The sequence below is a fragment of the Sphingomonas sp. Leaf4 genome (assembly GCF_920939515.1).
In the GTDB taxonomy this organism is placed as follows: domain Bacteria; phylum Pseudomonadota; class Alphaproteobacteria; order Sphingomonadales; family Sphingomonadaceae; genus Sphingomonas.
In genome coordinates, this window is record NZ_CAKLBB010000005.1 from 97,137 (window position 1) to 120,106 (window position 22,970).

The following is a 22,970-nucleotide window of genomic DNA, read 5'->3' on the forward strand; positions in this document are numbered from 1 at the left end:
ATGCCGCTGATCCTGTGCCATGCGCCCACCGGCGGCGTGGGGACGAGCTTCGTCGCCGCGCATCTCGCACTTGCTCTTGCCGCGCGGGGGCATCCGGTCGCGGCGGTGGACTTCACCCATGCCGATGCGCTCAAGCTGTTCTTCGGCATGTTGCCGACCCAGCCGGTGCCCGACATCGGCGAGGCCGACGACGAAGGCATCATCGTCGACGGCGTCGAACTGCTCCAGGGCCATGGCTTCGTCCATGGCGGGCGGATGCGGCACGGCGGGCGCGGCGAGGGGGCGCTGCTGGGCGACCGGGTGGTGGTGGCCGATGTCGCCGCCGCCGATCTGACGGCGCGCGACGCGCTGCTGCCGCTGGCGGCGTTGCACCTGTGCGTGCTGATGCCGCAGCCGGTATCGCTCGCCGGACTGGCGCAGGTGCGGCCGGGAACGGCGGCGATCGACGTCGAATCGACCGGTTTCGTGCTCAACGGCGTCGACGATACCCGCAAATTGTCGCGCCACAGCCAGCTTTTCCTGCGCGAATTGTTCGGCGACCGGATGATCGGCGCGATCCGCCGCGACGAGGCGGTGAACGAGGCGCTGGCATCGTTCCAGCCGATCGCCCGCTATGCGCCGCAGAGCGTCGTGCTGCCCGATCTCGCGGCACTGGCGATCGCGGTCGAGGCGCGGTGCGGATTGCAGGCGCGGGAGGACGCGGCGTGAAGCTCGCGGCGATCCCGCACCTGTTGCTGTTCGCGCTCGTCGCCCTGCTGGCGCTGATCGTGGTGACGGTGCCGCTCGACCTGCAGTCGCAATGGATGTTCGCCGGCGTCACCATCGTCGGCGCGATCGTGCTGGGGCGGATGCGGTCGCGCCGCGCGACATTGGTGCTGGCGCTGCTGTCGCTGATCGCGTCCACCCGCTATCTGTTCTGGCGGACGACGACGACGCTGTCGTTCGACGATCCGATCGGCGCGGTGCTGGGCATCGGCCTGTATCTTGCCGAGCTGTACGCCTGGGTCATCCTCGCGATCGGCATCGCCCAGACCGCATGGCCGATGGAACGCCAGGCGGTGGAACTACAGGGCGCCCCGGACGAATGGCCGACCGTCGACGTCTATGTCCCGACCTATAACGAGGGCCTCGACATCGTGCGCAACACGGTGCTGGCGGCGATGGACATGGATTATCCGCGCGACCGGTTCCGCGTCTATCTCCTCGACGACGGGCGGCGGGCCGAGTTTCGTGCCTTCGCCCGGTCGGTCGGCTGCGGCTACATCACCCGGTCGGACAACAACCATGCCAAGGCGGGCAACCTGAATGCCGCGATGTCGCGCACCGACGGGTCGCTGATCGCGATCTTCGATTGCGACCATGTGCCGACGCGCGCCTTTCTCCAGATGACGGTCGGCTGGTTCCAGCGAGAGGCCAAGCTGGCGCTCGTCCAGACGCCGCATCATTTCTATTCGCCCGATCCGGTGCAGCGCAACCTGGGGTCGGTGAAGAACCTGCCGGGCGAGGGCGACCTGTTCTACGGCGCGGTGCAGCGCGGCAACGACCTGTGGAACGCCGCCTTCTTCTGCGGTTCCTGCGCGATCATCCGCCGCGCGGCGCTGGCCGATACCGGCGGCTTCGCGTTCGAAACGGTGACGGAAGACGCGCACACCGCGCTGAAATTGCAGCGCAAGGGCTGGTCGACCGCCTATCTCGGCCTGCGGCTGTCGGCGGGGCTCGCGACCGAACGGCTGGTGCTGCACATCGGCCAGCGCATCCGCTGGGCGCGCGGCATGACCCAGATCCTACGCATCGACAATCCGCTGTTCGGGCCGGGACTGAGCGTGGCGCAGCGGCTTTGCTACCTGAACGCAATGCTGCATTTCCAGTTTCCGCTGCCGCGCATCGCCTTCCTCACCAGCCCGCTCGCCTATCTGATCCTCGGCGAGAACATCATCCATGCGTCAGCCTCGATGATCTTCGCCTATGCCGCCGCGCATCTCTATTGCTCGCAGGTGTCGGGCGCGCGGTTGCAGGGCGGCGATCGCCGGCCGCTGTGGGGCGAGGTGTATGAGACGATCCTCGCCTTCCACCTCGCCAAGCCGACGGTGTGGACGATGTTCAAACCGCGCGGCGGCAAGTTCAACGTGACCGACAAGGGGTCGCTGCTCGACCGCACCCATTTCGACACCGCGACGGTCCGGCCGCATCTGATCTGCATCGGCCTCGTCCTGTTCGGCATCGCCTTCGGGGTGGTAAAATGGTGGTTCTTCCCGCACCTCTTCAACATCCAGGGCGATACGCTGCTGCTCAACACCGTCTGGGCGGTTTTCAGCCTCGTCATCCTGCTGGCGGCGGTGTCGGTCGCGCGCGAGACGCGGCAGGTGCGCGAACACATCCGCATCCCGGTGGAACTGCCGGGCACGCTGTACTTCGCCGACGGGCATGTCGTCGAGGCGCAGACCATCGACCTGTCGATGGGCGGCATCGCCATCGCCGCGCCCGAGGGCGTGGCGCTGCGCGAACGCGAAGTCACCCATGTCGCGCTGCCGATGGGTGACGAGATGCTGACGCTGCCGGTCCGGTTGCAGCGGATCGGCGGGCAGGTGGCCAACCTGCAATTCCAGGGACTCGACATGCTCCAGCAACGCCAACTGGTCCGCGCGGTGATGGGGCGCAGCGATGCCTGGGCCGAAGCCGCGCCACGGGCACCCGTGTCCACGCTCCAATCGCTGGGGGATATTGTGAAGGTCGATCTGCTGACGCTCAAGCGCCTGCTGGGCTTCAACCGTGCCGAACGGCGGCGCGAGCGTACTCGGCTGGCCACGTCGGCGAAGGCGGCGGCGATCGCCGCGCTGCTCGCGCTCGGCGCGACGATCGCTACGCCGCGCGCGGCGATCGCGCAGACGGTGGAGACGACCGAGGCACAGCCCGGCGTGCGCGGCGTGCGGCAGGAGCGGCTGACCTTCCGCGACCTGCGCGTGCGCAGCGCGATCCGGCTGGCGGGCACGCGCGGCGAGATCGCCATCCCGTTCGGCCTGCGCGCCAACGAGGTCGTGACCGGCGCCAATCTGACGCTGACCTTCGCATGGTCGCCCGCGCTGCTCGCCGATCTCAGCCAGTTGGTCGTGATCCTGAACGGCGAGGTCGTGCGGACCTTCCGCCTGTCACCCGATGGTGCCGGCGGACAGCAGGTGACGATCCCGGTCAACCCCGCGCTGTTCCTGCCCGGCGACAACCAGTTGAACTTGCGGATGCTCGGCCATTATGCGCGCGATTGCGAGGACCCGTTCCACAGTTCGCTGTGGGCGAACGTCAGCAATACGCGATCGGCCTTCGACCTGACGATCCAGACGCTGCCGCTCGCCCCCGATCTGGCGCGGCTGCCCGCCCCGTTCTTCGACCGGGCGGACAATCTGCCGCTCAGCCTGCCGTTCGTGTTCGCCGGGCAACCGACCGACGGCGAACTGGAAGCGGCGGCGAGCATGGCGTCGTGGTTCGGTCGCCTTGCCAGCTATCGCGGCTTCACCTTCAAGCCCAGCTTCGGCAGCGTGCCGCGCGGCAATGCGATCGTGTTCATGCGACCGGGGATGCGGATCGGCGGCTTCGTGCCGACCATCGCCGGACCCTCGGCGATCGTCATCCGCAACCCATATGATCCGTTCGGCGAGCTGTTGCTGGTGATGGGCCGCGACGCGCGCGAGCTGAAACAGGCCGCCGCCGCGCTGGCGGTGGGGCGTGGCACGATCGGCGGCGCGACCGCGCGGTTCGACGGCGTGCGCATCCCGACGTGGGAGCGGTACGGCGCGCCGCGCTGGCTGCGCTCCGACCGGCCGGTGAAGCTGGGCGAATTGGTCGATCCGCGGACGCTTCAGGGCGTGGGCCTGCCGCCGGGGCCACTGACGGCGGGATTCCGCGCCGCGCCCGACCTGTTCTTCTGGCCGCGATCGGGCGCACGGCTGGACCTCAACTATCGCTATCCGTCGGCGTCGTGGCTCGACCGGCGCGGCTCGCGGCTCGACGTGTCGATCAACAACCAGTATCTGCGCACCCTCCCGCTCGGCGGGGCGGGCTGGTGGCAGCGGCTGCTGGGGCAGGGCGATGGTGCGACGAGCAACGTCACCCGCGCGCAAGTCGACCTGCCGAGCTACAATCTGTTCGGCCAGAACGAACTGATTTTCGACTATAATCTGATCCTCGCCAACAAGAAGCGTTGCGAGGGGACGCTGCCCGACAATGTCCGGGTGGCGATCGACCCCGACAGCGCGATCGACCTGACCCATGCCTATCATGCGGCGCGGATGCCCTCGCTCGCGACCTTCGCCAATGCGGGCTATCCGTTCACAGTCAGCCCTGATCTGGCGGAGACGACGGTGCTGCTGCCCGCCAATGTCGATGCGGCGACGGTCGAGGCCTATCTGGTACTGATGGGCCGGTTCGGCGATGCGACCGGCGCGGCGACGACGGCGGTGTCGGTCGCGCGTGCCGGCTCGGCCGATACGCTGGCCGGGCGCGACGTACTGGTCGTGGGCACGCCCGGCAACAATTTGTCGGACCTGTTCGCCGGTGCGCCGGTCGGCTTGCAGAACGGCCGCATCCGCGTGACCGAACGCAATCTGGTCGAACGGATCTTCGGGCTGATCTCGCCCTATGGCGATGCCGATGTCGATGCGACCAACGCCTATCTGACGACCGCCGACCGCTTCACCGGCTTCGTCAGCTTCCGCTCGCCCTATGATGCGGGGCGGACGGTGGTGGCAATGCTCGCGACCGATCCGACCGATCTGCCCGGTCTGGTGCAGGGGCTGGCCGATCAGCGCGTCAATGCGCAGGTGCAGGGCGACCTGTCGATCGCGACGGGGGATACGATGCGCAGCTTCGCGGTCGGCCAGAGCTACTGGAGCGGATCGCTGCCGGCATGGATGCGTGTCGCATGGTGGTTCAGCGAACGGCCGCTGCTGATGGGGCTGAGCGGATTGCTGGTCGCGATCCTGCTCGCCGGGCCGCTCTACCTGCTGCTCAAGCGGCAACAGGCCAAGCGACTGGGGGAGGACAAGGCATGATCCGCCGCGCGATCATCGGCCTGCTGCTGGCGCAGGCGGCGCTGTGCATGCCCGCCATCGCCCAGCCCGGCGTCGCCCCGCTGTTGCAGCAGGGCCGCTATTGGCAGGGCAAGGGGCGCGCCGATCTCGCGCGCACCGCCTATCGCCGGGTGCTGGCGCTCGATCCGGGCAATGAGGAGGCACGCCGCGCGCTGCGCGGGCCGACGACACCCACACCTGCGCCGGCACCGGTGCAGAACGTCGTCGTACCACAGGTCCGCCCGCAACCGGCCACCGCGCCGGTCGCCGTGTCCGAACCCGGGCCGCGCCGGGCCGCGCCGGCTCCCGTCGATCGCGGCGGCGATGCGCGCGCTGCCGGGTTCCGCGCGCTCGACGCCGGGCAATTGGGGCAGGCCGAACGGCTGTTCGAACGCGCGCTGGCGGCCAATGGCAACGACGGCGATGCGTCGGGCGGGCTGGGCATCGTCCGGCTGCGCCAGTCGCGCTTCGCCGATGCCGCGCGGTTGCTGGGGCGCGCATCGTCGCGCGGCAACGCGGCGCGCTGGTCGGAGGCGCTTGATTCGGCGCGATTCTTCGCCGGGCTGGCCGAGGCGCGCGGCAAGCTGGAACGTGGCGATGTGACCGGCGCGCAGGCCGATGCCGAACAGCTCGCCCGCCTGCCGGTGCGCGACCGGGGGCCGGCGCTGGCGCTGCTCGCCGACATCTACGAACGGCAGGGGCGCTATGCCGATGCCGCCGACCTCGCGCGCCAGGCGGGTGCAGCCGGCGGCAGCGAGACGCAGTTGCAGGTGCGCGTCGCCCGCGATCAGGCGTTGCAGGCGGCACAGCGCGGCGACACGCAGCAGGCGGAGGCGCAGTTCCAGCGCGGGCTGCAGGTCGACCAGAGCGATCCGTGGATCCGCTATGAATTCGCCCGCTACCTGCTGGCGCGCGGCCGCGTACCCGAGGCCGATTCGCTGATCCAGTCGCTCCAGACGATCGGGTCGGGCGATGCCAATTACGCGGCGGCGATGCTCCACGCGCAACTGGGCCGCCAGACCCAGGCGAACGCGCTGCTCGCCCGCATTCCCGAAGGGCAGCGCACCGCCGCGATCCGCCGGTTCGCGGGGCAGTTGACCGTCGACGCCGCCATCGCCCGCGCCCGCACGATCGCAGGCCAGGGACGGAATGGCGAGGCGGTGGCGGCGCTGCGCGGCATCGGCGAGACGCCGGGGCTGTCGGCGGCATCGCTCTCCGGGGTGGCGGGCGCACTCGACGAACTAGGCGACAGCGCGGGGGCGATGCCGCTGGCGCAGCGCGCGCTGGCCGCCACGCCCGCCAGTCCCGCCGAATATGAACCGATCGTCCGTATCTTCGCGCGTGGTGGGGCGGATGCCTCGGTCGCCGACGCCATCGCCCGCGCGCGCAGCGCCGCCACCGGATCGGCCGGCGGCGAGGCGGAAGTCGCCCGGCTACAGGCGATCGCGGCGGCGGGACAGGCCGACCGGCTGCGCCTCGCCGGGCAATATGCCCCGGCGTTCGACCTGTTGCAGCAGGCATGGACCGCCGCCCCCAACGAACCGGAGGTGCTCGGAGCGCTCGCCCGACTGTACCAGTCGGGCAACATGGCATCGCAGGCGGCACAGACCTATCAACTGGTGCTGGCGCGCAATCCGCGCGACAAGGGTGCGCTCACCGGGCTGATCGGCGCGGCCGGGGCGGCGGGCGATCACGATCTCGCGGTCGCGACGGTCGAGCGGGCATTGCAGACCTATCCCGACGATCCGCAAATCTATGCGGCGGCGGGCCAGATGGAACAGGCGCGCGGCGACAGCGGCGCGGCGCGGCGTTATCTGCGGCGCGGCGAGGCGGCCTATGCCGCGCGCGGCGGGGCGGGGCAGGCGGTGAGCGGGGGCAATCCGTTCGCGGGCGGCCCGGCCAGCAGCAACCCGTTCCGGGCGATGGAAGCAGCGGCGGCCCCGGCGGTCGCGACCAATCCGTTCGCGCTGAGCGGCGGCAGGATCCCCGCCGCCCCGCGTGGCGTGATGGCGACGCCCGCCGCCACGGTTCCGGCGGCGGCGATCGGCGATCCCGAACTGGCCCGGCTGCGCGCACAGATCGCTAGCCAGGTCGGAGACAGCGGTCCGCGTGCGGAAATGACGCTCGGCTACCGCGAACGATCGGGCGAGACGGGGCTGAGCGGCCTGCGCGAACTGTCGGGTACGGCGCGGGTGTCGACCAGCGTCGGCGGCGGGCGCATCGCCCTGTCGGCCACGCCGGTGGTGATCGATTCGGGGCGGCCGACCGGATCGGCGCTGGCCCGCTTCGGCCGCAACGCCACCGCCGAGGCCGAGGCGATCGTCGCCGAGGAACCCTCGCGGCTCGCGCAGGCGGAGACGCAACATGCCTCGGGCGTGGCGGTGCAGGCGAGCTACGACAGCCCCGCCATCCGCATCGAGATTGGCACGACCCCGCTCGGCTTCGACGATACCAAGGTGACATGGGGTTTCACCGCCCGCCCGCGCCTGTCGAACACCGTGTCGGCGCAAGGCTGGGTCCGCAGCGAGGCGGTGGGCGACAGTATCGTCTCCTATGCCGGCACGCGCGATCCGGTGACGGGCGCGCGCTGGGGGCAGGTGATGCGCACCGGCGGCGGCGCGTCGCTGTCGTGGGACCGCGAGGGCACCGGCATCTACGGCGACATCTCGGGCTTTCGCTATGCCGGCGACAATGTGCGCGGCAATCGCGGCTATCAGGCGAATGTCGGCGGCTATCTCCCGCTCTACCGCGACGGCAGTTCGACGTTCACCGGCGGCGTCAACATCAACTGGCAGGCATTCGACAACAACCAGAATTTCTTCACCTTCGGCCATGGCGGCTATTTCAGCCCGCAGAGTTTCCTGAGCATGAGCCTGCCGCTGCGCTACACCTATTCGGACAATCGCTGGGAGGCGCGGCTGGGCGGCGCGCCGGGCTATCAGAGCTTCGAGCAGGACCGGGCGCCGATCTATCCGACCGATCCGACGGCGCAGGCGGCACTCGATGCGCTGAAGGCGAGCAACAGCGACGTGCGATCCTATTACGACAGCCTGAGCGTCACCGGTTTCGCCTTTGCAGCGGACGGTTCGCTCTATTACCGTATCACGCCGAACACGCGGGTGGGGGCCACCGCCAGCGTCAATACGTTCGGAACCTATGACGAATATCGCTCGACCTTCGAGCTGCGTCAGTCGCTGGGAAGGGACAGATGACCGCCATGCCGCTGTGGGCGACCGAAACCGCCACCGAAACCTGTGCTTCCGCGCTGCTGCTCGGCGGGATCGCCGCCGAGATCGGCGCCACCGCGCCGCGCGGACAGCAGGCCGCCTTCTACCGCGCGGTCGGCGCGCGCATCGCCGCGATCCATCCGGTCGACATGGTCGACGACCTGTCGGGGCTGGCGACGGTCGTGAACCGGGTATGGCTCGAATACAATTGCGGGCAGGCGCAGTTCGACATGGCGGCGGACGGCATCCTCATCACCCACAGCGGCGCGGTCCGCAACCTCGCGCCGGTGCTGGGCCATGCGACCGAAGCGGTGATGCGCCCGGTGCTGGAGGGCGTGTACGACGGCTGGCTGCGCTCGCTGGGCAGCGGACGCGACGTCGCGACATGGACCTCGTCGTGGAGCGAGGGCGAGGTGCGGCTGAAGCACGGGTTGCGCGGAGCATAGCGCCGGTCCGGAAATGCGTCTCAACGCATTTTCAGACCGTTCAAAAATCCGCGACCTTGCCCCATGCCGACGCGCGGAAGCGGTCGGGGTGATAGGGGCGCGGATCGACGATCGGGGTGGCGCCGCTCACAATATCGGCGATCAGATGCCCCGCCCCCGGACCGATGCCGAAGCCGTGCCCGCTGAACCCGGCGGCCAGCACCAGTCCGGGCAGCGTATCGACCTCGCCGATGCCCGGCACGCCATCGGGCGTGCTGTCGACATAGCCCGCCCACGCCCCCGTCACCGCACGGTCGGCAAGGCGCGGCATCACCGCCAGCGCGCGTGCATGGGTGCGCGCCACCGTCGCCTTGTCGGGCGCGGGATCGAGGATGCGCATCGCCTCCATCGGCGTCGGCCGGTCGAGCTTCCAGCGCGCGACCCGCTCGTGGCCCGACCGCATCCCCTCCAGCCCGCCGGGCGACAGCTTGCGCCAGCGTCGCAGGAACATCGGCACGAACTGGGTCGAGAAGCGCAGGAACTGCGGCGTCGGATCGACCTTGCCGCTGCCGCTGATCGACAGCGTATAGCCGCCGTCGCCCCGCCTGGTCATCGACACGAAGTCGCTGTGCATCGCGGGCGGAAACACGTCCTCGCCCGGGCCGACCGCCATCACCGTCTGGCGGATCGTCGCCTGCGGAAAGCGGATGCCATATTGATAGCAGAACGACGATGCCCATGCGCCCGCCGACAGGACCGCGACCTTGGTGCGGATCACCCCGCGTTCGGTGACGACGCCCGACAGTCGTCCGCCCTCGGTCTCCAGCCCGCGCACCGCGCACCTCTGATGCACCGTCCCGCCCAGCGCCATGATCGCACGCGCGACCGCCGGAGCGGCGCGCGACGGATCGGCGGTGCCGTCGGTGGGGGAGAAGACCCCGCCTTTCCACGGCTTGTTGCCGAAGCGCCCGCGTTCGCTCGCTTCCGCCGACGACAGCATGTGGGTGGCGACGCCGACGGTCTGCGCGAAATCGCGCCACCGCGCCCAGCCCTCGATCTCCGCCTCGTTGTCGCTGAGATACAGGAGGCCGCAGCGGCTGAACCCCGTCGCCTCGCCGGAGTCGGCGGCGAACTGCTCCCAGAGGTCGAGCGCCTTGGTCGCCATCGGCAGTTCGCGCGCGTCGCGGTTCTGCTGGCGGCACCAGCCCCAGTTGCGGCTCGACTGTTCGGCGCCGATCCGGCCCTTTTCGACCAGCGCGACCTTCAACCCGCGTTTGGCCAGATAATAAGCGGTGAAGCTGCCGACGATGCCCCCGCCGATCACCACCACATCGGCGGTGTTGGGCAGGTCGGGGGTCGAATCGACGAACGTCAGCGGTGCGGGCATTCGAACGGGCTCCAGCGGCAGAGAACGGGGATGGGGGGCAGGCTCAGAGATATTTGAGCCAGCGAATGTCCTTGCGACGCTTCTTGAGGTTCGCGAACCAGCGCGTCGGGAAATAGAGCGGCACGATCATCGCGATCCACAACAGCCAGACCCACCCGAGCGACGGCAGGCCGAAAACCTCGCCGTGGTTCGTGCCCCATATCGCGCGCGCGCCCAGATACATCGCGCGCAGGACATAGAGGTGGAACAGGTAGAAGAACATCGGCGCGCCGCCCAGTACCGCCAGCCATCCGGTCACCCGCGCATCGGCGATCCGGTCGAACAGCGCGAGCAGCAACAGGCCGAAGCCGAGCGTTGCCAGAACGTACAGCAGCGACGGCGGATATTTGGTCAGCGCAAGGAAGCTCATCACGGTGCGCAGTGACGAATCCGGCACCACGAACCACGGCGTGTCGCCATAGACATTGGCGAAGCGCAGCGCGACGCAGGCCGCCAGCATGGCGAAGCCGGCGCGCGCCAGCGTCCGCCCCCGTGCCGCGACGTCGCGGCGCGCGAACCATGGCCCGGCGGTCCAGCCGAGGCAGATGACACCGATCCACGGCAGCACCGGATAGCTGAACCGGATCGGCAGTCCGCCGGTGGTGATCGTGCCGCGTTCGTGCAGCAACGACCAGATGGCGTAGAAGGGATGTTCGGGCGGCAGCACGATCGGATCGAGCAGGTTGTGCCCGGCGACGATCGCCACGCCGATCGCGGCGATCACGCTATGCGGCAGGCGGATCAGCCCGGCCAGCACGATCATGCTGAGGCCGATCGCCCAGATGACCTGCAAATAGACGATCGTCGGCGGAAATTCCGCGCGCCACTGAAAATTAACGACGGTCAGTTCGAGCAGGACGAGGAAGAACCCACGCTTGAGCAGGAAGGCGGTCGTCTCCGACGTGCTGTGCTTCTGCGCGTAGAGATAGGCGCCCAGCCCGGTGAGTGCGACAAAGACCGGCGCACAGATCTGGCTGGTCAGGCGGCTGAAGAAGCTGGCGGGCGAGACGGTCAGCGCGTCGACCGGATCGCCGATCGGCACCCACAGGAAAAACCCCTCGCGCACATGGTCGAGCAGCATCAGCACCATGACGAACCCGCGCAGCGCGTCGATGCTGAGCAGCCGGGCTCCCGCCGCCGGCTTCGCGGTCGCGACGTGGTGGCCGGTGGTGCCGGAAGAGAGAGTACCGTCGGTCGGGATGCTCGCCATGGCGGGGTCCATCGTTACAAGAGTTGGCATTCAGGCGTCGGCCAGCCACGCGACCGCGTCGACCTCGACCAGATAGCCATAGTGGAGTTCGGGCACCGGCACGACGCTCCGCGCCGGGCGGGCATCGCCCAATCGCGCGGCATAGACCGCGTTGAACCGCGGCCAATGCTCGACGCCGACGATATAGGCGGTGACGCGGACCAGATGCGCGGGCGTCCCCCCGGCGGCGGTCAGGATCGCCAGCAGGTTGTCGATCGCCTGCGCCGCCTGGGCCTCGAACGTCATGTCGTCCAGCGGCGCTCCGTCGGCGCGGATCGGCAACTGGCCCGAGATATGGAGCAGATCGCCCGCGCGGACGGCCTGCGCATAATGGCCGGCGGGCAACGGGGCGTCGGCGGTCAGCACCGGATGGATCATGCGATCGGCCATCACCATCCTCCGAAGCGCGACCATGTCGCGACGACCGCCGGATCGTCGCCATGGACGACATGATAGGCGGGATGTTGCGCAGCGGTTGAACAGGCGTGGTTGGGCAACACCCGCACCCGGTCGCCGATCGCCAGCGGCGGCAGGGTGCCGTTCGATCCCGGGCGCACGGTGATGATGCCGTGTTCCTGGTTCGCATCGGCGAGGATCAGGTCGGGAAAGGGGGTGCCGTCCACCTTGCAGACGACGCCATAGCCCTGATCGACCGGCTGTTTCGCGGTGCCGCGATCGCGCGACATCGCCATCCAGCCCGCGTCGATCAGGATCCAGCCCTTTTCCTTCTGGAAGCCGATGACCGTGCCGAGCACCGACAGCGCGATGTCGTCGATCGCGCACACGCCGATGCCGTGCATCACGAGGTCGAAGAACACGAACACGCCCGCGCGCACCTCGGTCACGCCGGTCAGGTCGGTGGCGAAATGCGCGGTCGGGGTCGATCCGATGCTGACGACCGGGCAGGAAAAGCCGGCCGCGCGCAGCGTCGCCGCCGCATCGACCACGCTCCGGCGCTCCGCTTCGGCAAGGCGGCGCAGCTCGTCATGGCCGCGCGCGGCATAGCTGCCGCCGGCATGGGTCATCACCCCGCGCAGGTCGCCGCCCTCGACCAGCGCGCCCGCGATCGCCAGCAGCGCGCCGCCATCGCCCGGCAACACGCCCGAGCGATGCCCGTCGCAGTCGATCTCGATCAGCGCGGGGATCGCCACGCCCGCCGCGCGCGATGCCGCCGCGACGGCGCGGCCCTGTTCGACCGTGTCGAGCACCACCGCGACATCGACGCCGCGCGCGCGCAGCGCCAGCACGCGCGGCAGTTTGTCAGGGGCGATGCCGACCGCATAGATCAGGTCGCGCACCCCGGCGTCGGCGAACTGCTCTGCCTCTTTGAGCGTCGAGACGGTGGCCGGTCCCTCGGGCGTCTCCATCACCCGGCCTGCGACCTCGACCGACTTGCCGGTCTTGAGGTGCGGGCGCAACGTCACGCACAGCGTCGCCAGATGCGCCTTCAGCCGGGCGATGTTTCGGTCCATGCGATCGCTGTCGAGGACGAGATACGGCGTCTCGACCGTCGCCAGCGTCGGGCCGGTATCGGTGGTGGGGGCGGGGGCAACCATGGGTTCGTCCTGTATCACGCGGTCTCTTTCCTTCGTCGGATCAGGCAAGGATCGCCTTGGTTTCGAGATATTCCTCGAACCCGTGGACGCCGTATTCACGGCCGTTGCCCGATTGCTTGTAGCCGCCGAACGGCGCGTGCGCGGTCCATGCGGGGGAATTGATATGTACCTGTCCCGCGCGGATGCGCCGGGCCACCGCCTGCGCGCGCGCCGGGTCGCCCGACTGGACGTGCGCGCCAAGGCCATAGACGGTGTCGTTCGCGATCCCGATCGCTGCTTCCTCGTCGGCATAGGGCAGGATGCACAGGACGGGTCCGAAAATCTCCTCGCGCGCGATCGTCATCGTAGGGGTCACGTTGGAAAAGATCGTCGGCCGGGCATAATAGCCGCGGTTGAGATCGGCGGGGCGGCCGGGACCGCCGCAGATCAGCCGTGCGCCTTCGGCCATGCCGGTTTCGATCATCGCCTGAACCCGGCGATGCTGGGCGGCGTTGGCGATCGGTCCCATCGTCGTCGTATCGTCAAGCGGCGCGCCGACGCGCCATTGCCCCGCCGCTTCGATCGCCAGTGCCTCGACCTCGGCCAGCCGGTGGGCGGGCACCAGCAGCCGGGTCGGCGCACTGCACGACTGGCCGACGTTGCGCATCCCCGCCATCACCCCGCGCGGCACGGCGGCGGCGAAATCGGCATCGTCGAGGAAGAGGTTGGGCGACTTGCCGCCCAGTTCCTGCACCACGCGCTTGACGCTGACCGCCGCCGCCTGCGCCACCAGCACGCCCGCGCGGGTCGATCCGGTGATCGAGATCATCGCGACATCGGGATGCGCCGACAGCGCCGCACCGACGACCTCGCCGGTGCCGTTGACCAGATTGAACACGCCCGCCGGGCACCCCGCATCGTGCATCACCTGCGCGAACAACAGCGCGCTGTAGGGCGATACCTCGCTGGGTTTCAGGACCACCGGGCACCCGGCGGCAAGCGCGGGGGCGACCTTCGCGGTGATCTGGTACAGTGGCCAGTTCCACGGGGTGATGAGCGCGGCGACGCCGATCGCTTCCTTGACCGTCGTGAACCCCGTGTCCGGCCGTTCGAAGTGATACTGCTCCAGCACCTCGATCTGCGCGCGGACATGCGCGATGGCGAAGGGCACCTGCGACGCGCGGGCGAAGCTGATTGCCGCGCCCATCTCGGTCGCGATCGCGCGTGCGAAACTCTCGGCGCGTTCCTCCAGCAAGGCGGCGATCCGGCCAAGCAGCGCGATCCGGTCGGCAACCGGCGATGCGGCGAAGGCGGGAAAGGCACGCACCCCGGCGGCGACCGCGCGGTCGACATCGGCGGCGGACCCGGCGGCGATCGCGCCGATCGACGTTTCGGTCGCCGGATCGACCACCGCGATCGGCGTGGCCGGCGCGATAGGCTCCCGCCAGTCGCCGCCGATGTAGAAGTATCCGGTCCTGTCCTCGGTCATGCCCACCCCACCCGGAACCGTGCCGCCCCACCGACGGCAACGGGTCCATTGTCCGCTTCAGTCTATGCGCAATATCCGGCAGACGCTTCCGAAATGGCCGGGGCAAACGGCATTCCTGCCACGCCGCACGGCCCGGCACGGTGCAATCGGTTCGCAGCGACGCGGCCGGTCACATCCGACATTCCGGACGGCACTGTTATATCGCCGCCCGGCGCGGCATCGCACGGCAGATTATGCCGGAGCGGGCGGATCGTCGTGGCGACCACGCTTTCGATTCCGGCGAATCAAGTGCTTCTGCCGCCCGGACGGCGCCAATATCGCGGTCGTTGTTCAACATCATGGCAAGGGGGCCGACGGTGCTTCGTCCAAAATACATCACTTTCGATTGCTACGGCACGCTGATCTATTTTGAGATGGCGCCGGTCGCCCGGCGACTCTACGCCGATCGTATCGCGCCGGAAGCGATGGACCAGTTCTGCGCCGATTTCTCCGCCTATCGGCTCGACGAGGTGCTGGGCGCATGGAAGCCGTATCGCGACGTCGTCGAAGGGTCGCTGCGCCGGACCTGCAAACGCTGGGGCATCGAATATCGCGATACGGACACGGCCGACGTCTATGCCGCCGTGCCGACATGGGGTCCGCACCCGGACGTGATCGAACCGCTCAAGCGCGTCGCCGCCGAATATCCGCTGGTCATCCTGTCCAATTCGATGGTCGACCTGATCCCGGCCAGCGTAGAGCGGCTGGAGGCGCCGTTCCACGCGGTCTACACCGCCGAGGAAGCACAGGCGTACAAGCCGCGGATGCAGGCGTTCGAATATATGTTCGACCGGCTCGGCTGTGGACCCGAGGACATCCTGCATGTCTCGTCCAGCTTTCGCTACGACCTGATGACCGCGTACGACCTGGGGATCAAGGACAAGGCGTTCGTCAACCGCGGCCACGAACCGCTCAACAGCTATTATCAGGTGAACGACATTCCGAGCATCGCCGGACTGCCGGGACTGGTCGGGCTGTGAGCGTGGAGGGCGACACCCGGGTCCGGTCGTTCGTCGACCTGCGCGCCTTCGCCGATACCGCGCAACCCCCCGCCACCGGCGACTACCGCACCGCCCGCGCAGCACTGCCGCTGGCCGGGGGACCGTGCGGCGTCGATCTGCTCGCGCTCGACGGTGGCACGGGAACGGTCGACGGGCTGCCGGGCGACGAGTTCGTGATCGTGCTGGCGGGATCGCTGCGGCTGGGCGGGGTGACGCTGGCGGCGGATGCCTGCGCGGTGGTTCCCGCCGGGATCGCCTTCGGCTGGCAGGCCGCGCCCGGAACCCGTGCGCTGACGATGCGCCATGCGATCGGCACCGCCGCCGCTGACACGGTCGTGCCGATCGATACGGCGGCGGCGCTCATCCCCTCCAACCCGCCGCTCGCCGAGTTGCTGGTCGGGCCGACGCCGTCGTGCCGCAACCATACCGATTATCTGTCGAGCGACGGCGTGTTCATCTGCGGCACGTGGGATTCGACCCCCTATCACCGCACGACGATGCGCTATCGTCATCACGAACTGATGCACCTGCTGCAAGGCGGCGTCACCTTCGTCGACGAGAGCGGGGCGAGCGCGACCTTTTCGACGGGCGACATCTTCCTGCTCGAACATGGCGCGCAGTGTTCGTGGGACAGCAAGGTGGACGTAAAGAAGGTCTATGCGATCTGGCGGCCGGCGGTCGCCTGAACCCGGGGGCCGGACCGACAGTCAGCGAAATGCCACTCCAAGATGCTCCCCTCCCTGGAAGGGAGGGGTTGGGGGTGGGTTGGCCGGTTGTGGAGCGCTTGCGTTTCCTCTCGGGCCGACCCACCCCCGGCCCCTCCCTTGTCAGGGAGGGGAGGGGCATGCGCTGGCGTCTGGTCGAATGTCGATCGGTCCCCGCCGGCCGGCAAGGGGGTGTCGGTGGTTCCGGCACCCCCGTTCCGGTGGTCAGGCGGGCGTCAGCATCTCCGCCGACCGGTGGCAGAAGACACGCCGGTCGTCCTCGATCAGCATCGGCGGCATTTCGGCGGCACAGGCGTCGATCGCCATCGGGCAGCGCGGCTGAAAACTGCACCCTTGCGCGCGCATGCGCGCCCCGCCGGCGGCACCCGCGTCGCGCGCGGGTGTTTCCTCCAGCCAGCCGGGGCGCAGTTCGGGCACCGACGCGGTCAGCAACCGGGTATAGGGATGGTGGGCGCCATGCCCCAGTCCGTCCCGCGTCACCCGTTCGGCGACCCGCCCGGCATAGAGCACCAGCACGTCGTCGCTGATCGCGCGCACGATCTCCAGGTCATGGGTGATGAACATATAGGCGAGGCCGAGTTCGCGGCGCAGCTCGATCAGCAGGTCGAGCACCGCTTCGGCGACCACCGGGTCCAGCGCCGAGGTCACTTCGTCGCACAGCAGCAGGTCGGGCCGCGCGGCAAGCGCCCGGGCAAGGTTCACGCGCTGCTTCTGGCCGCCCGACAATTCGCCCGGCAGCCGCCCCGCCAGCGCGGCGGGCAGCCGGACGAGGTCGAGCAGGCGCGCGACTTCCGCCCGCGCCGACCGGCGGTCCAGCCCGTGATAGAAGGCGAGGGGGCGGGCAATCGCCGCGCCCACGCTGACCGCCGGGTTCAGCGCGGTGTCGGCGCTCTGGAACACCATCTGCACCCGGCGCAACTCGTCGCGCGACCGCCGCCGCACGATCGGCGAGAGCGGCCGCCCGTCGAGCAGGATACGCCCGGCGGTCGGCGGATGCAGCCCGGCGGCGACGCGCGCCAGCGTGCTCTTGCCGCACCCCGATTCGCCGATCACGCCCAGCACCTGTCCGCGCCGGATCGACACGTCGATCCCGTCGAGGATACGGGTGCGCGGGGTGCCGTCGTGGTTGGTGCCGCCATAGCCCGCGACCACGCCCCACAGTTCGAGCAGCGGGCGGTCGTCGACCACCGCCGGCGCCACGGCGGGCGCGCGCGGCGCGGCGGCGGCGACGAGTGCGCGGCTATAGTCGTGGCGTGGCGCGAACAGGATCTGGTCGGTCGGTCCCAGTTCCTGCACCTCGCCGCCGCGCAGCACCGCGATGCGATCCGCGATCTGCGCGACCACCGACAGGTCGTGGGTGACATAGACGGCGGTGGTGCCAAGATCGCGCACCGCATCCTTGAACGCTTTGAGCACCTCGATCTGGGTCGTCACGTCGAGCGCGGTGGTCGGCTCGTCGAAGATCACCAGCTTGGGATCGGTGATGAGCGCCATCGCCGCCATCAGCCGCTGGAGCTGTCCGCCCGAGACCTGGTGCGGATAGCGCGCGCCGACCCCGTCGGGATCGGGCAGCGCGAGGCGGCGGAACAACGCCTTCGCCTTTTCCTCGGCGGCGGCGCGGTCGAGCGTGCCGTGGATCAGCGCGGGTTCGATCACCTGCGCCATGATCGTCAGCGACGGGTTGAACGCTGCGGCGGCGCTCTGCGCGACATAGGCGACGGTGCGCCCGCGCAACCCCCGCAGCGTATCGGCATCGGCGCCGTCGAGCCGTATCCCTGCGACCTCGATCTCGCCGCCCGCGATGTGGCAGCCGGGGCGGGCATAGCCCATCAGCGACAGCGCGATCGTCGTCTTGCCCGACCCCGACTCACCGATCAGCGCCAGCACCTCGCCCGGTGCCACCGACAGGGTGGCGTCGGGAACGATCACGATCTCGCGCCCGTCGTCGCCGGTGGCGGTGATGCGCAGATGCTCGATACGCGCGAGTGGCGCGGTCATCGCCGCCGCCGTCCGGGAAGGGAATCGATCAACAGGTTCATCCCGATGGTAAGAGAGGCGATCGCCACCGCCGGAAACAGTACGGCCGCCGCGCCGAACCCCAGCCCGGCGATATTCTCGCGGACCAGCGCGCCCAGATCGGCCTGCGGCGGCTGCACGCCCAACCCCAGGAACGACAGTCCGCTGAGCAGCAGCACGACGAAGACGAAGCGCAACCCGAAATCGGCGGCGAGCGGCCCGGTGACGTTGGGCAGCACCTCGCGCACCACGATATAGGGCAGGCGTTCGCCGCGCGCGCGGGCGGCGGCGACGAAGTCGAGCGCCATGACCCCCATCGCCAGCGACCGTGCGGTGCGGAACGCGCCGGGGGTGTAGATCACCGCCAGCGTGCCGATCAGCACCGGGATCGACGCGCCGGTGGCGGCGATCACCACCAATGCGAACATCAGGCTGGGGATCGCGATCACGATGTCGAACGCGCGCGAGAGCAGCACGTCGATCCACCCGCCCGCCGCCGCCGCGAGGCCCAGCAGGATGCCGGTCGCCGCCGCGATGGCGGTCGCGACGAACGCGACGAACACCGTGTAGCGCGCACCGACCAGCAACCGGCTGAGCATGTCGCGACCGAGATAGTCGGTCCCCAGCGGAAAGGCGCGGCTGATCCCGCCGAACACGTCGAGATCGACGACCTCACCCACGCCATGCGGCGCGATGGCCGGGCCGACCAGCGCCACCGCCAGCCACAGCGCCACCAGCACCAGCCCGATCCGGCCGCTTGGTCCCAGACCCCTCACCGGTGGCGCAATCGCGGATTGGCGAGGATCGCGACGACGTCGGCGGTCGTCACCAGCAGCAGATAGGCGATGCAGAAGATGATCGCCACCGTCTGCACCAGCGGCAGGTCGCGGGTGGCCACCGCATCGACCATCAGTCGCGCGACCCCCGGATAGTTGAAGATGATTTCGACCACGATCACGCCCCCCAGCAAGGTCGACAGGCTGAGCGCGATCGCATTGGCGATCGGCCCGACGGCATTGGGCAGCGCATGGCGCAGCACGACGCGGGCGGGCGAACACCCCTTCAGCCGCGCCGCTTCGGCATAGGAGGTGTCGAGCGCGTCGATCACCGCCGCGCGGGTCATCCGCACCATCTGCGCCATCACAAAACACGCAAGGCTGAACACCGGCAGGGCGAACACCCGCAGCAAATCCCACATCGAATGCACGTCGCGCGTCGACGACAGCGCGGGCAGCCAGCGCAGCGTGACCGCGAACAGCATCACCGCCAGTGTCGCGATCAGGAATTCGGGGACCGACACGACGCCGATCGTCGCGATGCTGATCGCGCGGTCGAACGCGGTCCCGCGCTTCACCGCCGCGACGATGCCGAGCAATAGCGCGAGCGGCACCGATACCAGCGCGGTCAGCCCAGCGAGCGTCAGCGAATTGCCGAGCCGCGCCGCGATCATCTCCCAGACCGGCAGTCCGGTGATGAGCGAGCGTCCCGGATCGCCGACGAGCACGCCGCCTGCCCAGTCGAGGTAGCGCGCCCATGCCGGTTGGTCGAGGTGCATCGCGGCGCGAAGCCCCGCCAGCGCCTCGGGCGTGGCGCTCTGCCCCAGAATGGCTTCGGCCACGTCGCCTTCCATGAGCTGAGCGATGCCGAACACCGCCAGCGACACGAAGAACAGCGTTACCAGCGACGCACCGATCCGGCGCGCGGTCAGCGATACGAGCGGCGGCACGGTCATGCGCCTTCCAGCCAGACATGCGCGGCGAAATCGAACCCCATCAATCCCCCCTGCGGCATCGGGCGCAGCCCCTTCACGCGCGGGCTGTGCGCGTCGAGCAGGCTGAGGAACAGCGGAATGCCGACCCCGGCATGGTCGTGGACCAGATGCTGCATCTCGCCGTACAGCGACTTGCGGCGCGCTTCGTCGGTTTCCCCACGCGCTTCGACCAGCAGGCGGTCGAACCGCGCATTGCGCCACCCGCTTTCGTTCCACGCGGCGTCGGACGCGAAGAACTGGGTGAAGCTGATGTCGGCGGTCGGGCGCGGGTTGGTGTTGCCGAACCCCAGCGGGACCTTCATCCAACTGTTGGTCCAATAACCGTCGGACGGCACCCGGCGTATGTCGAAGCCGATGCCCGCGCGGCGGCCCGCGTCCTGGATCAGCACCGCCATGTCGTCCGATTTGTCGGCGGCGGTCGAGGTGACGATCGGCACCTGCGCGCCGATCAGCCCGGCCCGGCGGAAATGGAACCGGGCGCGCTCAGGATCGAACGGGCGTTGCGGCACGCTGGGGTCGTAATAGGGGTTGGTCGGGGCGATCGGCTGATCGTTGCCGATCGTGGCATAGCCGCGAAAGATCGCGGTGCGCATCGTCTCGCGGTCGAGCAGCAGTTTCATCCCTGCGACGAAATCGGGGTTGTTGCCCGGTGCCCGGTCGACCCGGACGATCAGGTTGGTGTAGCCGCTCGACTTGGTTTCCAGAAGCTCGAACCCCGCGCCAGTCAGATGGCGCGCCATGCGCGGGTTGATTGCATGGATCAGGTCGACATCGCCCGACAGCAGCGCGTTGATCCGCGCGCTGTCGTCGGGGATCGCGAACAGCTCGACCTCGCCCAGCCGAACCGGGCCGCGCCAATAGTCTTCGAACCGCGCCGCGATTGAGCGGACGCCGGGAGCGAATTCGATCATCCGCATCGGCCCGGTGCCGATCGGGCGGTGAAACTCGCGCGTACCGTCGCGGATGATCTGAAACTGCTGGATGCCAAGGATCGTCGGCAGGTCGGCGTTGGGGCTTTTCAGCACCACGCGCACCCGGTCGGGACCGTCGGCGACAACCGAGGCGAACTGCTCGGCGAACACCCGCGCCTTCGATCCGACACCGGGGTCGAGGTGACGGCGCAGCGAATAGACGACATCGGCGACGGTGAGCGGCGACCCGTCGTGGAAGCGCACGCCCTTGCGCAACCGGATCGACCAGTCGCGCGCGTCGGCCGTCTCGATCGCCTCGGCCAGTGCCGGTTCCGGGCGGAACTGCGCGTCGAGCCGGGTCAGCCCGTCATAGACCATCGCGCAGCGGCAGAAATCGGTGACGACCGTCTGGCGCGCCGGGTCCATCGTGTCGGCGGTCGAGCTGACCGCGACGGCGACGCGCAGCCGCCCGCCGGCAGGTTCGGGTTTCGCCGGTTCGAATCCGCACGCGCCGAGGCCGAGCGACAGCCCGCCGCCGCCGAGCAGGCGGATCGCGTCACGCCGCGCGATCAATGCCGCCAGTCCTGATACCGGTAATAGGCGCCGACCGCGGGCAGGAACCATGGCGGTCCGAAATGCCCCGGCACGGCGGGCCACGACAGGGCATGGAACGGATTTTCGTCCACGGAGCGCGCGCCGCCGATGATCCGCGCCATGGTTTCGCCCATCAGCACCGACATCTGCGTGCCGTGCCCGCTATAGCCCAGCGCATAGAATACGCCGTCGCGTTCCCCCGCGCGCGGCAGCCGGTCGGCGGTCAGGTCGACGATACCGCCCCAGGTGTGGGTGATGCGGGTATCGGCCAGTTGCGGAAAGATGCGCCGCATCCCGGCTTGCAGGACTTCGCCGCTGCGCAGGTCGCTGCGCGGGCTGGAAAGGGCGAAGCGCGCTCGCCCGCCGAAGATCAGCCGGTCGTCGGCGGTAAGCCGGAAATAATTGCCGATGTTGCGGGTCGTCGTCCCGTTGCGCCGCCCCGGCAGGATGGTGCGTGCCAGCGCGCCCAGCGGCTCGGTCGCGACGATGAAGCTGCCGATCGGGACGATCCGCCGGCGCAGCCACGCGAACGGCCCGGCCATCGACGCGCCGGTCGCCAGCAGTACCGCGTCCGCCTCGATCGTGCCGCGCGGGGTCGTCAGCCGGTGGCGGCCGCCGGACAGCCGCGTCATCGCGGTCAGCGGCGCATCCTCGAACAGTCTCGCGCCGTGGCGCACCGCCGCGTCGGCCAGCCCGGCGGCGAACCGTCCCATGTGGAGCGACGCGCTGCGCGGGAATACCAGCCCCCCGTGAAAGGCGTCCGATCCGATCTCGCCGGCAAGCTCCGCGCGCGACAACAGTCGCAGGTCGGGTTCGACCGTCTGCGCCAGCACTTCGGCGGCGCGGGCCAGCTTGGCGGCGTGTTCGGGCTTGTCGGCCAGCTTCAGCTTGCCGTTGCGGGTGAAGTCGCAGGCGATGTGCTCTTCGGTCACGATCGCCTCGACCCGGTCGACCCCGGCGTCGAACGCGCGGTAAAGCGCGGTGGCGCGCTCGATCCCGAACCGGGAGATCAGCGCCGCCATGTCACCGGCGATGCCGTTGTTGCATTGCCCGCCGTTGCGCCCCGAAGCTTCGCCCGCGATGCGGCCCGCCTCGATCACCACGACGTCGGTGCCCGCCAGCGCCAGCGTTCGCGCCGCCGCCATCCCGGTGAAGCCGCCGCCCACGACCACCACCGATGCGCGCGTCGGCAGCGGGCCCGGTTCGGCCCGTGCGAAGCGCTCGCCGCTGTCCAGCCAATAGGATTCCAGCTTCATCGCGTGTCCGGCTTCCCCCGCCGGGGCACCAGCACCCCGTTGCGGCATAATCTGCTCGAACCGCACCGGCATCGATAGGGGATAGTTGTGCCGGTCGTCGGTCATCTATGCCGAACCTTCCCCACGGGACCGCACAGCGTACCGCGCCCTCCGGGTTCGCGACCCGTTCGCGGATCGGGGCAGCATCGGCCTGCAATGGTGATGAAACCACTGGCGCAGCCGGACGTGCGGCAGGATATTCCGGGC

Annotated in this window: 16 protein-coding genes; 6 read left to right on the plus strand and 10 right to left on the minus strand. The window is 69.4% G+C overall.

Annotated features, from left to right (window positions below; all coding sequences use genetic code 11):
* The 4 genes from LRA89_RS08770 to bcsD are packed head-to-tail and all read left to right on the plus strand — an operon-like array spanning position 1 to position 8,733.
* Positions 1-708, plus strand: a complete 708-nt coding sequence (locus LRA89_RS08770; RefSeq protein WP_055756444.1) for a cellulose synthase operon protein YhjQ/BcsQ — start codon at positions 1-3, stop codon at positions 706-708.
* A complete protein-coding gene (gene bcsA, locus LRA89_RS08775; protein ID WP_230769852.1) occupies positions 705-5,042 on the plus strand; it encodes a UDP-forming cellulose synthase catalytic subunit in 4,338 nt (1,445 codons plus the stop codon). The genes LRA89_RS08770 and bcsA overlap by 4 nt, the downstream gene beginning before the upstream one ends.
* Positions 5,039-8,272, plus strand: a complete 3,234-nt coding sequence (locus LRA89_RS08780; protein ID WP_230769853.1) for a cellulose biosynthesis protein BcsC — start codon at positions 5,039-5,041, stop codon at positions 8,270-8,272. Before bcsA ends, LRA89_RS08780 begins: the two co-directional genes overlap by 4 nt.
* Positions 8,269-8,733, plus strand: coding sequence for a cellulose biosynthesis protein BcsD (gene bcsD / locus LRA89_RS08785; RefSeq protein ID WP_230769854.1), 465 nt, complete (start codon positions 8,269-8,271; stop codon positions 8,731-8,733). The genes LRA89_RS08780 and bcsD overlap by 4 nt, the downstream gene beginning before the upstream one ends.
* A 40-nt stretch (positions 8,734-8,773) precedes the next feature.
* On the opposite strand, the gene LRA89_RS08790 is transcribed toward bcsD, so the two are convergent.
* Genes LRA89_RS08790 through LRA89_RS08810 form a run of 5 tightly spaced genes read right to left on the minus strand, consistent with a single transcriptional unit; the run spans position 8,774 to position 14,411 of the window.
* Complete coding sequence (locus LRA89_RS08790; protein WP_230769855.1) at positions 8,774-10,099, minus strand: NAD(P)/FAD-dependent oxidoreductase; 1,326 nt, start codon at positions 10,097-10,099, stop codon at positions 8,774-8,776.
* 43 nt (positions 10,100-10,142) lie between these two features.
* The gene (locus LRA89_RS08795; protein WP_230769856.1) at positions 10,143-11,348 is read right to left on the minus strand and encodes a DUF1624 domain-containing protein; all 1,206 of its coding nucleotides are present in this window, start codon (positions 11,346-11,348) and stop codon (positions 10,143-10,145) included.
* Between the two features lie 30 nt (positions 11,349-11,378).
* Positions 11,379-11,777: a RidA family protein gene (locus LRA89_RS08800; RefSeq protein ID WP_230769857.1), complete on the minus strand. Its 399-nt coding sequence runs from the start codon at positions 11,775-11,777 to the stop codon at positions 11,379-11,381.
* Entirely contained in the window at positions 11,777-12,943 is a 1,167-nt protein-coding gene (locus LRA89_RS08805; protein WP_230769858.1) for an alanine racemase, read from the minus strand. The genes LRA89_RS08800 and LRA89_RS08805 overlap by 1 nt, the downstream gene beginning before the upstream one ends.
* Positions 12,944-12,983: 40 nt before the next feature.
* Positions 12,984-14,411 carry an aldehyde dehydrogenase family protein gene (locus LRA89_RS08810; RefSeq protein WP_230769859.1) on the minus strand — a complete coding sequence of 476 codons (1,428 nt, stop codon included), beginning with the start codon at positions 14,409-14,411 and terminating at the stop codon, positions 12,984-12,986.
* Between the two features lie 356 nt (positions 14,412-14,767).
* Between LRA89_RS08810 and LRA89_RS08815 the strand changes: the two genes are divergently transcribed.
* Together LRA89_RS08815 and LRA89_RS08820 are read left to right on the plus strand one after the other, a co-directional pair.
* On the plus strand, positions 14,768-15,430 hold the full coding sequence (locus tag LRA89_RS08815) for a haloacid dehalogenase type II (RefSeq protein ID WP_230769860.1): 663 nt from the start codon (positions 14,768-14,770) through the stop codon (positions 15,428-15,430).
* A gap of 2 nt (positions 15,431-15,432) precedes the next feature.
* Positions 15,433-16,137 (plus strand): cupin domain-containing protein, encoded by a 705-nt coding sequence (locus LRA89_RS08820; protein ID WP_230769861.1) that lies wholly within the window; start codon positions 15,433-15,435, stop codon positions 16,135-16,137.
* 243 nt (positions 16,138-16,380) lie between these two features.
* Here the strand turns inward: LRA89_RS08820 and LRA89_RS08825 are convergent, their stop codons facing one another.
* From LRA89_RS08825 to LRA89_RS08845, 5 genes are read right to left on the minus strand one after another with little or no spacing between them, the layout of a single operon-like run.
* Entirely contained in the window at positions 16,381-18,174 is a 1,794-nt protein-coding gene (locus LRA89_RS08825) for an ABC transporter ATP-binding protein (protein WP_230769862.1), read from the minus strand.
* Positions 18,171-18,968, minus strand: coding sequence for an ABC transporter permease (locus LRA89_RS08830; protein ID WP_230769863.1), 798 nt, complete (start codon positions 18,966-18,968; stop codon positions 18,171-18,173). The genes LRA89_RS08825 and LRA89_RS08830 overlap by 4 nt, the downstream gene beginning before the upstream one ends.
* Positions 18,965-19,924: an ABC transporter permease gene (locus tag LRA89_RS08835; protein ID WP_056494678.1), complete on the minus strand. Its 960-nt coding sequence runs from the start codon at positions 19,922-19,924 to the stop codon at positions 18,965-18,967. The genes LRA89_RS08830 and LRA89_RS08835 overlap by 4 nt, the downstream gene beginning before the upstream one ends.
* Positions 19,921-21,447, minus strand: a complete 1,527-nt coding sequence (locus LRA89_RS08840) for an ABC transporter substrate-binding protein (RefSeq protein WP_230769864.1) — start codon at positions 21,445-21,447, stop codon at positions 19,921-19,923. The genes LRA89_RS08835 and LRA89_RS08840 overlap by 4 nt, the downstream gene beginning before the upstream one ends.
* Positions 21,444-22,829 (minus strand): NAD(P)/FAD-dependent oxidoreductase, encoded by a 1,386-nt coding sequence (locus tag LRA89_RS08845; protein ID WP_230769865.1) that lies wholly within the window; start codon positions 22,827-22,829, stop codon positions 21,444-21,446. The genes LRA89_RS08840 and LRA89_RS08845 overlap by 4 nt, the downstream gene beginning before the upstream one ends.
* Positions 22,830-22,970: the final 141 nt, after the last annotated feature.

Excerpts from the sequence above, each read along its gene's own strand:
- LRA89_RS08770 (WP_055756444.1), top strand. The coding sequence starts at position 1 with ATGCCGCTGATCCTGTGCCATGCGCCCACCGGCGGCGTGGGGACGAGC.
- LRA89_RS08845 (WP_230769865.1), bottom strand. The coding sequence starts at position 22,829 with ATGACCGACGACCGGCACAACTATCCCCTATCGATGCCGGTGCGGTTC.
- LRA89_RS08825 (WP_230769862.1), bottom strand. The coding sequence starts at position 18,174 with ATGACCGCGCCACTCGCGCGTATCGAGCATCTGCGCATCACCGCCACC.
- LRA89_RS08835 (WP_056494678.1), bottom strand. The coding sequence starts at position 19,924 with ATGACCGTGCCGCCGCTCGTATCGCTGACCGCGCGCCGGATCGGTGCG.
- LRA89_RS08810 (WP_230769859.1), bottom strand. The coding sequence starts at position 14,411 with ATGACCGAGGACAGGACCGGATACTTCTACATCGGCGGCGACTGGCGG.
- LRA89_RS08800 (WP_230769857.1), bottom strand. The coding sequence starts at position 11,777 with ATGGCCGATCGCATGATCCATCCGGTGCTGACCGCCGACGCCCCGTTG.
- LRA89_RS08790 (WP_230769855.1), bottom strand. The coding sequence starts at position 10,099 with ATGCCCGCACCGCTGACGTTCGTCGATTCGACCCCCGACCTGCCCAAC.
- LRA89_RS08780 (WP_230769853.1), top strand. The coding sequence starts at position 5,039 with ATGATCCGCCGCGCGATCATCGGCCTGCTGCTGGCGCAGGCGGCGCTG.
- LRA89_RS08795 (WP_230769856.1), bottom strand. The coding sequence starts at position 11,348 with ATGGCGAGCATCCCGACCGACGGTACTCTCTCTTCCGGCACCACCGGC.
- bcsD (WP_230769854.1), top strand. The coding sequence starts at position 8,269 with ATGACCGCCATGCCGCTGTGGGCGACCGAAACCGCCACCGAAACCTGT.
- LRA89_RS08805 (WP_230769858.1), bottom strand. The coding sequence starts at position 12,943 with ATGGTTGCCCCCGCCCCCACCACCGATACCGGCCCGACGCTGGCGACG.